Here is a 13700-nt window from a genome sequence, read left to right on the forward strand (position 1 = left end):
GCTCATCGTCAGATCCCCATGAGTTGCAGCGTTTGTGGGGGCAGGGCATCCCATAGCTGCGTACGTACCTGCTTCACGTCGGCCAGCGCTTTTCGGCCCGCGGCCGTAACGGCGAAAAAGCGTTTACGCCGGCCACCCCGCTCGGCCGTGGCACCGCCCATCTCCGATGACAGGAAGCCTTTCTCTTCCAGTCGTTGCAACGTGGTATGCACGGTACTAAAGCCAACGGCGCGACCGGTTTGCTGCTCAATTTCCTGCGTGATCGTGACGCCGTAGGCGCCCTCATCAAGGATGGCCACGGTTAGCAGTACCACTTCTTCAAATTCTCCCAGAAAGGCTCGTTTCATGGCCTGTTTATTTAATCCGATAATGTCGATCAAATGCGATGCCAGCTATAAAAAAAGCCCCCAGGTACGTTCTGGAGGCATTTTTCACAAAATATTGGCGAGTCTGGCTGTCCGATTCTGGACAAACGCTGTCCGCTCCGAGCCATGCGCTGTGATCGTTATACTAGCTTGTGCGTAAAGCTTTCGCTGGCTGGCTTCGCGCTGTAGACCTCGCAGCCAGCCAGCAAAAACTCTACCTACTTATCACCTTGTCTCTTTACGCGTTTTCGCCGCGTCTAGGGTCGAAGTCGAGCATCCACTGAACACCGAACCGATCGGTGAACATGCCAAAGTAATTACCCCCCGGGCCATAGCTTATCGGCATCTCCACGCGCCCACCTGCCGACAGCCCACTGAATAAGGCATCGGCTTCTTCCTGGCCTTCGGCCTGAATGACAATCGTATATCGGTTATCGTTCACCATCACCTGGCCCCTATGTTCCATTACGTCGCTCCCCAGCAACATGTTGCTTTTACCGATAGGCAACGCAATGTGCATCAGTCTGTTGGCGTCGTTTTCAGAAATCGGATAGTCAGCGCTGGCGATGTCTTTGTAGCGCGCCACTCTGGCAAACTCGCCACCAAATACGGATCTGTAAAAGGTAAAGGCTTCTTCGGCATTGCCGTTGAAGTAGATAAAGGGGTTTAGAAGAGCCATAGTATATCGTTGTCTGATTCGTGCTGTTCAGGCTTAGTCAATTCCGGTTGACGCTTCCCCGTGATCAATGTGATGGAGCGTTGGCTGTCTGCCGTTGTTTCGATAAGTCGGCCAGCACGTGTTCCAGGTTATCGATCGATCCTTTGAAACCTGCTTCAAAGCCCATCTCAATCATGCGCTCCAGGCGGGTAAGCGATTCATTTTTAATGATAATACGCACGGTAGTGATGCCGTTTTGCTCGCTGAACGTCGTATCCCACTCAGAACCCGGCAGTTCAGGGTTTTCCTGTTCATCAGCAAACGAATTGTACAGTTTGTAGTTTGTCTTCGGCGTAATGGACGTATACTCCTGAATCGACCAACGGGCCTGTCCATCCGGGCTCACCATCGCGTAGAACCGGCGGCCACCCACCTTAAAATCCATGTACTTCGTTTTGGATGACCAGGGCTTGGGGGCTACCCATTGGTCCAGGATTTCCGGGGTGGTAAAGGCATCCCAAACCAGCGGGAGTTCGGCCGCAAATTCCCGGTTGATGAATACGGTTTTTTGTGGTTTGTCGACGGTGAAGTCGAAGAGCAGCTTGTTCATTTTTTCTGTTGTTTAAGGATGGTTAATACGTCGTCAAGTTGAGTGAACCGGGTTTCCCAAATGGTTCGGTAGTGGGCTAGCCAGTTGTCTATCTCTTTTAGTTTGTCAAGCTCAAGCGAGTAATAAATCTCCCGGCCCTGCGGCTCCTGTCTGACCAGTTCACATTCCGTGAGAATACGCAGGTGTTTCGATATGGCTTGTCGGGTCGTGTTGAAGTGGTCGGCGATGTCGTTTGGTGTCATGGCCTGCAGGGCGATCAAGGCGATAATGGCCCGCCTCGTCGGGTCGGCGATTGCCTGAAAAATGTCTCTCCTCATAGGGGTATTGCGCGATTAACGAAACCGTTCGGTTGCAAATATACGCGCAACCAATCGGTTTCACAATTAGTCATACATTTTTTCTGATCGGTAAAAAGTGGACCGAGCGCGGCTGTTTTGGTGTATTTCGAAACGTACCTGGCGGATGAATGTTGGCATCGGTTAACCGGGGCTACCTGTGCGCAGGCACCTACCGGTCAACCAACTTACCGATCGCTTTAACCAGCGGGGGCATCTAAATACAGATACAGTTCTTTAATGAGTCCGTTCTCACTAATGGCGATATCCATACCGCTGGCGACAGGTGTTGCCTCAGCGGCTCCGAGTGTCCAGGCTACATGACTGACCCCGTGATTAGTTACGGCTGGTCTGGTCAGGGAGAAGACAAATTCAGGCAACCATTGGCTTTGCAGCGTTTTGATCAGGGCATCAATTGCCTGATGTCCCTTGATGGCTTCGCCCTGATCGGTCTCGTAAAAAAGGATATCGGCGGCATAAATCCGTTGCATCACGGCGAGCCGTTGGTCATCATTCCGTTCACTCCACACCTTGAGGAGACTGTCTTCCAGTAATTGCTTATCATTCATAATTGCCTGAGTCGGTTTAATTGCTTCACGGAGCCGACATCCGTCAAAAAACGACACTAGTTACGAACAAATCCAAACCTCGCCCAACTAAGGCTATTATGTTGTTTCCAAATCCAGACTGGCGCCAGGCTACCTCCGCCAATGAGCCACCCGTTCTCGTTTGGCCCTTTGTTGGGCACGCCAACGCAATCCGATAAACGTAGCGATTGGCTACCGACGTGAGACTACGGTGTTTAGCTGGCGATGATAACCCGATCGCCATTCACCGGCCAGAATCGCCTTTGGGCCTTTATTGATTGGATGAAGCAGCCGGGCTGGTCTACTTTGGGACCTTAAACGCGGCAACATGGCTACTTTCTCCAGACGTTCATTCATCGGTAATCTTGGTCTTGGCATCGGGGCGTCGACGCTCTCCCCTACCCTTCTGGCGTCTGCCTTCGACCAGCCGGGGCCGACCAGCAAGCTGAACATCGCGATCTGCGGACTGGGCCGCTACGCCAGCGTGCTGAAAAGCGGCCTGGCCGACTCGCGCTATTGCCAGCTCACTGGTGTCATTACGGGCACACCGGCCAAAGCAGCGCAGTGGAAAGCCGAATTTGGCCTGCCCGACAAGAACATCTACACGTATCAGCAGCTCGACCAGCTGGCCAACAACCCGGACATTGACCTGGTCTACATTACCCTGCCCAACGGGATGCACAAGGAATACACGCTGCGGGTGGCCAAAGCGGGCAAACACGTGATTGTGGAGAAACCGATGGCGTTGACGGAACGCGACTGCCGGGAGATGATTACCGCCTGCCAGAGAGCGGGCGTACAACTGGCGGTTGGCTACCGGCTGCATTACGAACCGCACCACATAGAGCTCAAACGACTCGGTCAGGAAAAGGTGTTTGGCCAGGTACGTTGGATCGACGCGGCACTGGGCTACCGACTGGCGGGCATCCCGGCCGACGACTGGCACCTCAGCAAGGCCATGGCGGGTGGTGGCCCCCTGATGAACCTGGGCGTCTACTGTGTGCAGAGCAGCCGCTACGTGCTGGGCGAAGAGCCCATCGCCGTCACCGCGCAGTATGGCCCGGTGACGATGCCCGACCGGTTCAAGGAAGTAGAGGAAAACATTATGTGGCAACTGTACTTTCCGAGTGGGGCCGTCTGTACCTCAGCCACGACCGCGAACTGCAATATCGACCGCTTCTTCGCCACCGCCGACGAAGGTACGTTTGAGCTAAGCCCAGCCCTGAGTTACGGCCCGTTTGCAGGAAAAACCAGCCGGAACGTGTTCAACTTCCCGGTCATCAACCAGCAAGCCGCCCAACTCGACGATATCGCCAGCCACATCCTGAGCAACAAACCGCTCCCATCCCACATTTCGGGCGAAGAAGGCCGCAAAGACATGCGCGTGATCGAAGCCATCTACCGCGCCGCCAACACTGGCAAGAAAGTACTTCTGTGATAGTCAGGTACGTTCTAATAGCGATGGCTGTTTATGTTACGATGCATTTAGTCAAACACACTCATTTGGAATGGGTGGCCATATTCTTTGGCATGTTCCCTAACAAATTCATCCCAATAAGTACATCGATTCATGATTTTTTCAGATTGTTCCAGATACTTAGCAAGTTTCTTAACGCCTTCCGGGGTAAGAAACTGAAAATGTTTGTACATTCTAATTCCTATTTCGTTGAACCTATTCTTAGTCTCAATTACTGGAAGGACTTCTTTGGGGAAACGACCATAAATTATATCAATGGTGTACTTCGACACAATACTTGGCTTTTTAGATACAATTCCACTTTCTGGTATTTCCCAACCATTCAAACGAAAAATTTCACGATACCAACTTTGTTGAAATTGAATACCATATTCATTAATCTTACTGTCTATGTATTCATAAAGCTTCTTTACGTCAATTGTCTCACCACTAATGAGTTCAATTTTCTGTATCCTTTGATCAAGTGACCTATCCGATCCCTTTCGTTGTATTAAAGAATCAGGACCAATTGTTAACTGTTTGCGCAGTTCATCAGCTTCCTGTATCTTTTTTAATTCCTCAACTGTTCTTTTGCTCTGATTCTCAGTTTTTTTCATGATCTGTGGTGTAAATAGTGTTAATATAAAGTTCAGCGACTTTGGAGGCTGGCATTTTGTGTGATACGCCGTCAACCGCTTTTAAACATCGGCCGATGTCTGGCAAAAAATCTTTTAACCAAACCCAGTTACTTCTTTTGTATGCTATCATCGTATAGATAATACTAGAGTGTACATGATTAAGTCTAGCATATTTCTCTATATACGAACGATTATTTATGTGAGGAAGAACATCTTGTAATTTCTCATCGGAAAATAGATAATCTTTTGCAAATTGATTCGCAACATCTTCAACTTCTACTTTCGTATAGAGGTCCGTTTTGTCTGAGATATGGTATGAATTCATTAAAATATCATCCCAATCAAAAAGTACATGATGTAATTCATGTAAGAGAGCAAACCACAACGTTGCATAATTACCCTTATAATCTGTTAAGACTATACAAGGCTTTCTGTTAACAGAGAATGTAGCACCTCTAATATGAAGTTTTGAAAATTTCGGTAAGTATATGATCGTGATACCCATTCTGAAAAGTACTCGAACAATCTCCCACAATCCCTTCTCAACATTCATAGAATGCCACCTAATTGTCGGAAAATATTCAATCAATGCTTTTCGATCGTAGGGATTCGTATTGTAAATTTTCTTAAATACTTGACGAGCAAATTCAGTCCAATAATTAAGCATTTGGTTATTACTGGCAATCTTTGCAGAACTATATGCCGGATTTAAAACTTCTCTTCGGTAGTCAAAAATAGAGTTGTAATCAAAATACTTGACCAAAACTTTTTCGACATGGTCGAGATCACTAGAGCTTTCAATGATTCCCTCGGATTTCAAGTCTGATAAATTAAAATTTTTGAGTATATATTTTCTTCTTTCAAGAAGGCTAATTTGCTCGTCGCTAGGTTTCTTTAGAGAGTCTAAATATAGATTGATCGCTTCGGTTTGGGAGATTTCTAAAAAATGAGCCAATTTTATGAGTGAAAGAATATCCACCCTGCTACTCGTCCCAGCTAAAAGGGCGTGTAAAGCCCTGCTCTCAATTTGAATAGCCTCCAACGCTTGGGTCTGGTTGATTTGCATTTTTTTCAACTGCATTTCGAACCTTTCCTTAAGACTCCTTTTGTCGATGTCACTATACGACCTCAATAGGTGACTGATATCTATGTCGTCTAATTCATCCATGCCTGCATTTGTATTTTTACAAATCAAATATAACAAGCTACATGGAGGATACAAAGCCATTTTGACATTATTTGTAAATTTACAAATATTTATATACCCAGCTTACATAATAGGATTAGTCAATGCTTTCAATGTATAAGGTCGAGAAGTACGTATTACCCTACCAAGAGTGTTCGCCAGCTCAACTAACCTTTTATCTGCCTCGTCGCGACTTGAGGGTTATAGAAATCAATAGCCCCCGTTTATTCTCCCTGTAATGATTTTACCGAGTTCATCATGGCCGCTTTGATGCTTTGGAAGGTGACCGTTAGTAGGGCGATGACCAGTACACCCACGAATAGCAGAATGAATATCCAGCCGGTCATGATGGGCGATTTCATTGTCATATGAGCGCTAGACGTAAAACGAAAATGGTTAGTGGGATACCCAACATACACTAGCAATATCCAATTCAGCGTAGTAGAGCAGGGAGGATATATTGCTCCATCATGCGGTCGATTTGGGGGTGGGCGTAGGCGGTGCCGTAGGCGGTGGCGGTTATGACGATGACCCACGGCTGATCCTTGAACACAAAGATCTTGTTGCCGCCGTTGCCCGTGGCGTAATAGGTTTCGTAGCCCTTGCCGTTTACGCGGTACGTCTTATTCCAGAACAGGTAGCTGTAGTACTCGTTCGGGCGGCCCGGAATGGCTTTATGGCGGGTGAATGTCTTGTCGACCCAGGCCCTTGGCAGCAGTTGTCGGCCCTGCCAGCGGCCACCGTTCTGGTAGAGCTGTCCGTATTTGGCAAAATCCAGCGCGTTCATGCGCACGCCACCCGCCATGCTGACCGTCTGTTGGGGCGTATACGGCCACTGATACCGCCGAATACCAAGCGGGCCAAGTAATTTCTGATCGGCGTAGCGCTCCAGTCCGCCGGGCACGACCTTGTTCAACACGTCGCCCAGCAAGACAACGCCCGCCGTGAAGTAATGCCATGAGCCCCTGTATTTGGCTGTGTCGACCGGGAGGTTCAGCGTGAAGGTTACCCAGTTCGGGGTGGGGTACATGTTTTCCTCGTTACCGGGCGAATCGTTATCATCATCGTTGCCATCGAAAGCCGAGCTCATCGTCAGCAGCTCGCGCAAGGTGGTTCGGGCTTTGGCAGGTACGTTGTTCGCCACGGTGGTCAGGTCGTAGAAGTCGGCCAGGGGCTGCTGTTCGCTGGACAGATGTCCGTCCCGGATGGCCATACCCGTCAGGGTAGACGCAAACGACTTGCCCACCGAACGCACATCGTGCAGCGAATCGCGGGTAGCGCCGTTGCCATACTCCTCAATCAGCAGCTTGCCCTTTTTCAGCACCACCACGCCCGTAATGTGCTTGAATACCGCCGCGTCGATCATGCCTGCCAACGCCTTGATCTTGTCCCGGTCAAACCGCTCCGTCGACACCGGCAGTCCCGGATACGGCCTGGGTACGTTGAGCCGGATCGTGCGCAGGTCGATCACCGGTTTGCGGTTGACGAGCAGCTTCAGCGCCCCACTTGCCAGCAGCCCGCCCACCATCGGACTGGTCGGGTTGAGGTACGGTCGGATGTCGAGCCGGAAGCGGTGCGGGCCTTCGGTCAGGGCCGCATCCCCGCCATTGTTCATGAACCGGTTCCAGGCCGATTGGCTCCACCAGGCACCCTCCTTCTGGTTGTCGATCAGCGGTTTGCTGATGATCGTTTCGGCGTTTTTAATGGACGCATAGGGTGCTCCCGGATGCAGGTTGCTCTGGTAAATGAGCCGGTCGTCGACAAAGAAAGAGAACTGATAGCCGCCCGTTTTCGTGAGCACGTCGGCCGGCAATTCGGGCGCTAGCTGGTGCAGGTAGTTCGTGAGCGAATTGCCCATAAACGCCGTCATGAACAGGTTGCTCTTATTGGTCAGCGTATACGTACTTAGAAAGTCAGCCTCCGTCAGGTCAGCCGCTGGTATCGCTTTATCGGTGAACCGCAACTTGCCGATGTTGGCCTGATGAATGGCCGAGGTAATGCCCTGCGTAGGCACCAGATCGGGCGATTGGCCGAGCAGGTGCGTGGTCATGAACAGGAGAAGAAGTAGTAGCAGGCCAGTCGTTTTCATAAGGCATTGGTTGATCATGGCCAAAGCTAAACGAGTGGCGCAGGTACGTGTCGGAAATGGGACGTACCTGGCTGGAAATGGGGTGAATATTGCCACACACCACAAGCGCGTAGCACTGCGAAGCATCACACATTGCCTGTCAAACGGCACGATGTAGTTGGCTATTCGCTTCGGAGGCTTTTCACCGGATTTAGCAGGGCGGTTTTGACACTTTGGAAACTCACCGTCAGTAGCGTAAGGAGCAACGTACCGGCGCCGGTCAGGCCGAAGACCCACCAGGCAATTGTGGTGTGGTACGTGTATGCCTGGAGCCAGTTGGTCAGGAAATAGTACGCGAACGGCGTGGCGATACCCAGGGCGATCAGCACCAGCACAACGAAGTCTTTCGAGAGCAAAACCCAGAGGTTCAGCACCGATGCGCCCAACACTTTCCGAACGCCAATCTCTTTGGTCCGTTGCTCAGCCATGAAGGACGCCAGTCCAAAAATACCGAGGCACGAAATGAAAATAGCCAGCGCCGCAAAGATGGACGCCAACGTGCCGATGCGCTCTTCGCTGCGGAACTTCTGATCATATTCGTCATCGACAAACGTGTAGTTGAACGGCGCATCAGGCAGCTGTGCCTTCAACACGTCGCCAATGGTTATCAGGGCGGCCCGCGGGCTACGGGCCGGATTGAGGCGCATGGTCAGGAATTTACCGGCTTTCGGGCCGATAAAAAAGACCGACGGTTTGGCCGGTTCGTAGGGCGAATCCATTACCATATCGCGGATCACACCGATGACGTGGAAGCTTACCTGAAAGTCGTTTCCGGTCCAGGTGATGGTTTTGCCGAGTACGTCCCTCATAGCCATAAACGCCACGGCCGATTCGTTCAGCACGATGCCCAGCGAGTCGGAGGCCAGCTTGCGGGAGAAATCGCGGCCCTGTTTGAATTCCCAGCCCACCGTTTTCCCAAACTCGTGCGATACGCCGATTGTCCCGAAGTTGATTTGTAGCGTCGGATCTTTCCCCGCCCAGTTAAAACCGCCGTTGGTCGACCGGACTTCGGTTAGCGGACTGGCCGATTCGCCCACGTCGAGCACCGCGCCCGACCGGATCAGCTCGTTGCGGACGGTTTCGCGGTGTTGCTCGTAATGGGGTACGTTTAGGAGCAGCGAAACCAGCCCGTTCCGGCTGTAGCCGATGGGTCGGTTCTTGGCGAACTGAATCTGCCGGTAAACGACCAACGTACCCACGATCAGGCTAATGGAGACCGTGAACTGCACAACAACCAGTGCTCGCCGGGGCGTTGCAATGCGCCGGCCGGTTTGACTGGCCCCTTTCAGCACGGCAACGGGCCGAAACGACGACAGGTACAGCGCCGGGTAGCTGCCCGCCAAAAGCCCCGTCAGCCAGGCGAAGGCCAGGCCCAGGACCCAGAACATGGGATTCGCCACCGGAACGACCATATGCTTGTCGGCGACCTGATTGAACAGCGGCATCAGCAGAAAAACCAGCCCGATAGCCACGCCATACGCGAGCCCAACCACCAGCAGCGACTCGCCCAGAAACTGAGCCACCAGTTCCTGCCGCCGCGAGCCAATGGCTTTGCGGATGCCCACTTCTTTGGCCCGCTTGACAGAACGAGCCGTACTGAGGTTCATGAAGTTGATGCAGGCCAGCAGCAGCACGAAGAGCCCAATCAGGCCAAACAGCCAGACGAATTGAATCCTGCCCCCTTCGTTGACGCCGTTTTTCCAGTCGGAATACAAATGCCAGCGCGCCATCGGGTAGAGCAGTACCTCGGGTTTCTGAGCCGGATCGCCATTGGTTTTCCCAACCAGCAGGTTCCTGACCGCCACCGACGCATCGGCCAGACTAACCGACGGGGCCAGCTCAACGAACAGTTCAAATGAGGTGTTGGTCCAGTCGTCTTTCGCTTCGTTCACCCAATCCGTCGACGTGGCGTACAGCGCCCAGGGAGCGATGAACTGCACGTCGGCAAAGCTGCTTCCAACTGGCATATCCTCGTACACGCCCGTCACGTTGACCGTCATGGTGTTATCGAGCGTCAGGGTCTTGTTTAGCGGATTCGTATCGCCAAACAGCGCCGTTGCCAGCGAGGCCGACAGCAGTATGGAAGCCGGTTCGACGAGCCCCGCCCGGCTCCCTCTAAGCATGGTTAGCGATAGCATGTCGGGTGCGCCGGGAGTCATGAATTTGCCGCTTTTCGAAAACACCTGACCGGCCAGCGTGACGGTGTGAAAACCAGTCCACCAGGCTAATTCAATGTGTTTAAACCGATCGCCGTAGGTCGTTTTCAAACTTTGGGCCAACGGTATCGGCAAACCCGGTCTGGTATCTGTTTCGCCATTGACCGTTCGGTTGCGCATGACCTGCGCAATGCGATCGTAGTGCTGAAATGATGTATTGACCGACAGTTCATCGTAGATCCAGAGCCCGATGAGCATCGCCACGGTCATACCAACGGCCAGGCCGCCGATGTTGATGACCGAATAGCCCTTGTTTCTGGCGAGGGTGCGCAAAGCGATTTTGAGATAGTTACGTAGCATGTCCGTATGTGTTGGTTTAGGGTAAACAGTCTCTTCTCGTTTCAATAGCGAAGGCCGTAGCAGACTCAGCACATCGCGCAGGTAGCGCCAGCGGGCCCGGCGCAGGCCCACCTGCTCTGCCCGCTGCTGAAACAGCTCGGCCAGGTCGCCCTCCAGTTCTTCGGCCCGCTGGGGCGGGCACAGCCTGTGCAGCAGGTACGTGGCCCAGCGCGGGCCAGCAGGTCGGGGTGGGTGCGACGGCCTCATGACTACTCGCTCCGCAGGCTTTTTACGGGGTTCACCAGCGCGGCCTTGATACTCTGGTAACTGACGGTTAGCAACGTGACCGCCAACGCCCCTAAACCAGCCAGGGCGAAAATCCACCACGATAACTCAGTACGGTACTGGTAATTCTGGAGCCAGTCAGACAGCACATAATAAGCAATGGGGGCTGCCAGGCAGAAAGCGACCAGAATCAGCAGCACAAATTCTTTCGACAGCAATCCCCAGACGTTGAACAGAGACGCGCCGAGCACTTTCCGAATGCCGATTTCCTTGGTCCGTTGCTCCGCTATAAACGAAGCCAGCCCAAACAGACCCAGGCAACTGATCAGAATGGCCAGCATAGCAAACCCGCCGGCCAATCGCCCAATCCGTTCTTCGGTGCCGAATTTCCGGGCATACTGGTCGTCCACGAATTTGTAGTCGAAAGGCGAATCGGGACTGTACGTTTTGAAGACCTGCTCTACTTTCGCCAGCGCTTCGTGGGCCGATAGCTGTGGCGCTAAACGTAAATTGATGGTGTTGACGTTCCGGTAGCTAACCGCAAAAAAAGAGGGGTTGACGGGCTTAAACGGATCTTCTTTTACTATGTCTTTGATCACACCGATGATCTTGTACTCGCGGCCGCCCTGCCGTACGATTTCCCCGATCGGATGCTGGAAGCCCATCAATTTAACCGACGCTTCATTCAAGATCATCGACGAACTATCCGTCGTAAACTCCCGGGAGAAATCCCGCCCTTCCTTGAGTTGCCAGCCGATCGTTTTGCCGAAGTCATGCGATACATAATTCGACATGACCAGCGGCATGGTGCCGGTCTTTTTACCTGTCCAGGAAATGTCGGTGGTGCCTCCATACTGAACCGTTATTGAATTCGACGACTCCGACATGGCGGCCACGGCTCCCGTAGTAAGCAGGTCGTTTCGTAACGCCGTATAGTGCCCGGCCAATTCAGGCGCATTCATACCGATTTCAATCAATCCATTGCGGCTATACCCGATCGGGCGGTCTTTGGCATGTTCGATCTGCCGGAATACGATGATGGTGCCGATAATGAGCGTTACGGAAACCGTGAACTGAAAACCGACCAGTACCCGCCGGGGAATAGCTGCAAACCGATTGGCCCGAAAGGGTCCCTTCAACACTTTTACGGGCTGGAATGACGATAAGTACAGAGCGGGGTAGCTACCGGCAATCAAACCCGTTAGCAGACTGAAGCCCAGCCCGGCTAGCCAGAACAACGGATTGACCCACAAAATGACCATTTTCTTGTCAGCTACCTGGTTGAAGAACGGTAGCGTAACCTGCACGAACAGAATGCCCAACGTAAAAGCCAGCATCGCCATTAGCAGCGATTCGCTGAAGAACTGCGCAATCAATTGACCACGTACCGATCCCACTGCCTTTCGAATGCCGACCTCCTTGGCCCTTTTTTCGGAACGCGCCGTACTCAGGTTCATAAAATTGATGCAGGCCAGCAGCAGCACAATGATACCGATAGAGCCAAACAGCCAGACAAACGTAATCAGCCCGCCCGTGTTGACGCCGTCTTTGAAATCGGAATACAAGTGCCATTTCGTCATCGGATGCAGGAAAAACTCGGGTTTGTACCCCGGTGGATTGTCCCGCTTTATCCGAATATCCTTAATCTTAGCCGACACCTGATCGAAGCTGGCCCCCGGTTTGAGTTGGGCGTAGATCTGATAGGAGTTGGAATCCCATTCATCCTGGTCGCGTTTGGCACCCGCGTCGTTGGCCGCAAAAAATTTCCAGGGAGCTAGAAACAGGACGTCGTTGAACGAGCTATTAGCCGGAAAATCTCCGTAAACGCCCATGACTTTCACCGTCTGTTTATTGTCCAGTTTAATCAGCTTATCAAGTGGACTTTCGGCACCGAACAAGGCATTGGCGAGCGATTCAGACAGGAGAATCGCATTGACATCGTTGTTTCCAAACGGTGTTCCCGACAGGACGTTCAGCGACAGCATATTGAAAAAGTCGGGCTCGACGTAATTCCCCGATTTCATCAGTTTCCTGTCGCCAGCCGCCAGAATCACCTTACGCGTCACCGACAACCCGACCGACTCAAAATCAGGATACTTACTCCGCAATTCCTGCGCCAGCGGTATCGGCATCACATCATAAGACGCTTTCTCGACGTCGAACTTCACGAACTGCCAGAGTTTAGCCAGCCGGTCAGTGTTTTTAAACTGTCTGTCGAACGACAGTTCGTCATAAATCCACAGCCCGATCAGCATGGCGACGGCCATACCGGAGGCCAACCCAAAAATGTTAATGAACGAATAGACCCGGTTCTTGGCCAGGTTCCGGAAAGCGATGGTCAGGTAATTGCGAAGCATGGTCGTATTGGTTGGTTGGGGATAGGCCCGTTTTTCTCTCTTCAGCAGCGAAGGCCGCAGCAGACTCAGCACATCGCGCAGGTAGCGCCAGCGGGCCCGGCGCAGGCCCACCTGCTCTACCCGCTGCTGAAACAGCTCGGCCAGGTCGCCCTCCAGCTCTTCGGCCCGCTGGGGCGGGCACAGCCTGTGCAGCAGGTACGTGGCCCAGCGCGGCGGTCGGCGTAGCTTGTTCATGACCAGGTGGTTTGAGGAATGGCGTCCCACATCTGATTGCGTAGTTGCCGAACCTCTTCCAGCGCCCGGCGTCCGTAGGCCGTCACCGAATAGAGCCGCTTCCGACGACCACCCCGCTCGGCAGTTGCGCCGCCCATTTCGGAGTTGACCAGCCCTTTCTCCTGAAGCCGGTTCAGGGCCGAATGCACCGCCCCCAGGTTGACCGACCGGCCCATCTGCTGCTCGATCTCATTGACGATAGCCACCCCGTAGGCATCGCCCGACCGGATGGCTACGGCCAGCAATACCACCTCCTCAAATTCGCCCAGGTACGTTCCTTTCATGCCAATATCATTAGATGTGTATTTGTATAACAAATGCGTTGCC

The 13700-nt window shown here is 52.5% G+C and carries 14 protein-coding genes; 2 read left to right on the plus strand and 12 right to left on the minus strand.

The window, feature by feature from the left end; translation table 11 throughout:
* Nucleotides 1-8: 8 nt before the first annotated feature.
* From ACAW75_RS16765 to ACAW75_RS16785, 5 genes are all read right to left on the minus strand, one after another.
* Nucleotides 9-347, minus strand: coding sequence for a PadR family transcriptional regulator (locus ACAW75_RS16765; protein ID WP_370729895.1), 339 nt, complete (start codon nucleotides 345-347; stop codon nucleotides 9-11).
* A gap of 256 nt (nucleotides 348-603) precedes the next feature.
* A complete protein-coding gene (locus ACAW75_RS16770) occupies nucleotides 604-1044 on the minus strand; it encodes a VOC family protein (protein WP_370729896.1) in 441 nt (146 codons plus the stop codon).
* A gap of 64 nt (nucleotides 1045-1108) precedes the next feature.
* Nucleotides 1109-1633 carry an SRPBCC family protein gene (locus tag ACAW75_RS16775; protein ID WP_370729897.1) on the minus strand — a complete coding sequence of 175 codons (525 nt, stop codon included), beginning with the start codon at nucleotides 1631-1633 and terminating at the stop codon, nucleotides 1109-1111.
* Entirely contained in the window at nucleotides 1630-1950 is a 321-nt protein-coding gene (locus tag ACAW75_RS16780) for an ArsR/SmtB family transcription factor (RefSeq protein WP_370729898.1), read from the minus strand. Before ACAW75_RS16780 ends, ACAW75_RS16775 begins: the two co-directional genes overlap by 4 nt.
* A gap of 218 nt (nucleotides 1951-2168) precedes the next feature.
* Nucleotides 2169-2537, minus strand: a complete 369-nt coding sequence (locus tag ACAW75_RS16785) for a nuclear transport factor 2 family protein (protein WP_370729899.1) — start codon at nucleotides 2535-2537, stop codon at nucleotides 2169-2171.
* Nucleotides 2538-2883: 346 nt separating this feature from the next.
* On the opposite strand from ACAW75_RS16785, the gene ACAW75_RS16790 reads away from it, so the two are divergent.
* A complete protein-coding gene (locus ACAW75_RS16790) occupies nucleotides 2884-3993 on the plus strand; it encodes a Gfo/Idh/MocA family protein (protein WP_370729900.1) in 1110 nt (369 codons plus the stop codon).
* A gap of 47 nt (nucleotides 3994-4040) precedes the next feature.
* On the opposite strand, the gene ACAW75_RS16795 is transcribed toward ACAW75_RS16790, so the two are convergent.
* The 4 genes from ACAW75_RS16795 to ACAW75_RS16810 all read right to left on the minus strand — a co-directional run bounded on the left by ACAW75_RS16795 (nucleotide 4041) and on the right by ACAW75_RS16810 (nucleotide 7924).
* Complete coding sequence (locus ACAW75_RS16795) at nucleotides 4041-4628, minus strand: P63C domain-containing protein (protein ID WP_370729901.1); 588 nt, start codon at nucleotides 4626-4628, stop codon at nucleotides 4041-4043.
* Nucleotides 4615-5715 (minus strand): ImmA/IrrE family metallo-endopeptidase, encoded by a 1101-nt coding sequence (locus ACAW75_RS16800; RefSeq protein ID WP_370729902.1) that lies wholly within the window; start codon nucleotides 5713-5715, stop codon nucleotides 4615-4617. The genes ACAW75_RS16795 and ACAW75_RS16800 overlap by 14 nt, the downstream gene beginning before the upstream one ends.
* Nucleotides 5716-6059: 344 nt before the next feature.
* Complete coding sequence (locus tag ACAW75_RS16805; protein ID WP_370729903.1) at nucleotides 6060-6197, minus strand: hypothetical protein; 138 nt, start codon at nucleotides 6195-6197, stop codon at nucleotides 6060-6062.
* A 71-nt stretch (nucleotides 6198-6268) separates the two neighbouring features.
* Entirely contained in the window at nucleotides 6269-7924 is a 1656-nt protein-coding gene (locus ACAW75_RS16810) for a serine hydrolase domain-containing protein (RefSeq protein ID WP_370729904.1), read from the minus strand.
* Nucleotides 7925-7940: 16 nt separating this feature from the next.
* On the opposite strand from ACAW75_RS16810, the gene ACAW75_RS16815 reads away from it, so the two are divergent.
* Entirely contained in the window at nucleotides 7941-8081 is a 141-nt protein-coding gene (locus ACAW75_RS16815) for a hypothetical protein (protein ID WP_370729905.1), read from the plus strand.
* Between the two features lie 4 nt (nucleotides 8082-8085).
* Here the strand turns inward: ACAW75_RS16815 and ACAW75_RS16820 are convergent, their stop codons facing one another.
* The 3 genes from ACAW75_RS16820 to ACAW75_RS16830 are packed head-to-tail and all read right to left on the minus strand — an operon-like array spanning nucleotide 8086 to nucleotide 13657.
* Nucleotides 8086-10725, minus strand: a complete 2640-nt coding sequence (locus ACAW75_RS16820; RefSeq protein WP_370729906.1) for an ABC transporter permease — start codon at nucleotides 10723-10725, stop codon at nucleotides 8086-8088.
* Between the two features lie 2 nt (nucleotides 10726-10727).
* Nucleotides 10728-13334 carry an ABC transporter permease gene (locus tag ACAW75_RS16825; RefSeq protein ID WP_370729907.1) on the minus strand — a complete coding sequence of 869 codons (2607 nt, stop codon included), beginning with the start codon at nucleotides 13332-13334 and terminating at the stop codon, nucleotides 10728-10730.
* A complete protein-coding gene (locus ACAW75_RS16830; RefSeq protein WP_370729908.1) occupies nucleotides 13331-13657 on the minus strand; it encodes a PadR family transcriptional regulator in 327 nt (108 codons plus the stop codon). Before ACAW75_RS16830 ends, ACAW75_RS16825 begins: the two co-directional genes overlap by 4 nt.
* Nucleotides 13658-13700 lie beyond the last annotated feature (43 nt).

This window comes from Fibrella arboris (genome assembly GCF_041321095.1).
Lineage (GTDB): Bacteria > Bacteroidota > Bacteroidia > Cytophagales > Spirosomataceae > Fibrella > Fibrella arboris.

What these genes read in the sequence shown, in the direction of transcription:
- ACAW75_RS16815 (WP_370729905.1), top strand. Translation starts at nt 7,941, where the DNA reads ATGGCCAAAGCTAAACGAGTGGCGCAGGTACGTGTCGGAAATGGGACG.
- ACAW75_RS16805 (WP_370729903.1), bottom strand. Translation starts at nt 6,197, where the DNA reads ATGAAATCGCCCATCATGACCGGCTGGATATTCATTCTGCTATTCGTG.
- ACAW75_RS16770 (WP_370729896.1), bottom strand. Translation starts at nt 1,044, where the DNA reads ATGGCTCTTCTAAACCCCTTTATCTACTTCAACGGCAATGCCGAAGAA.
- ACAW75_RS16780 (WP_370729898.1), bottom strand. Translation starts at nt 1,950, where the DNA reads ATGAGGAGAGACATTTTTCAGGCAATCGCCGACCCGACGAGGCGGGCC.
- ACAW75_RS16825 (WP_370729907.1), bottom strand. Translation starts at nt 13,334, where the DNA reads ATGAACAAGCTACGCCGACCGCCGCGCTGGGCCACGTACCTGCTGCAC.
- ACAW75_RS16765 (WP_370729895.1), bottom strand. Translation starts at nt 347, where the DNA reads ATGAAACGAGCCTTTCTGGGAGAATTTGAAGAAGTGGTACTGCTAACC.
- ACAW75_RS16830 (WP_370729908.1), bottom strand. Translation starts at nt 13,657, where the DNA reads ATGAAAGGAACGTACCTGGGCGAATTTGAGGAGGTGGTATTGCTGGCC.
- ACAW75_RS16775 (WP_370729897.1), bottom strand. Translation starts at nt 1,633, where the DNA reads ATGAACAAGCTGCTCTTCGACTTCACCGTCGACAAACCACAAAAAACC.
- ACAW75_RS16785 (WP_370729899.1), bottom strand. Translation starts at nt 2,537, where the DNA reads ATGAATGATAAGCAATTACTGGAAGACAGTCTCCTCAAGGTGTGGAGT.
- ACAW75_RS16820 (WP_370729906.1), bottom strand. Translation starts at nt 10,725, where the DNA reads ATGAGGCCGTCGCACCCACCCCGACCTGCTGGCCCGCGCTGGGCCACG.
- ACAW75_RS16800 (WP_370729902.1), bottom strand. Translation starts at nt 5,715, where the DNA reads ATGCAAATCAACCAGACCCAAGCGTTGGAGGCTATTCAAATTGAGAGC.
- ACAW75_RS16790 (WP_370729900.1), top strand. Translation starts at nt 2,884, where the DNA reads ATGGCTACTTTCTCCAGACGTTCATTCATCGGTAATCTTGGTCTTGGC.
- ACAW75_RS16810 (WP_370729904.1), bottom strand. Translation starts at nt 7,924, where the DNA reads ATGAAAACGACTGGCCTGCTACTACTTCTTCTCCTGTTCATGACCACG.
- ACAW75_RS16795 (WP_370729901.1), bottom strand. Translation starts at nt 4,628, where the DNA reads ATGAAAAAAACTGAGAATCAGAGCAAAAGAACAGTTGAGGAATTAAAA.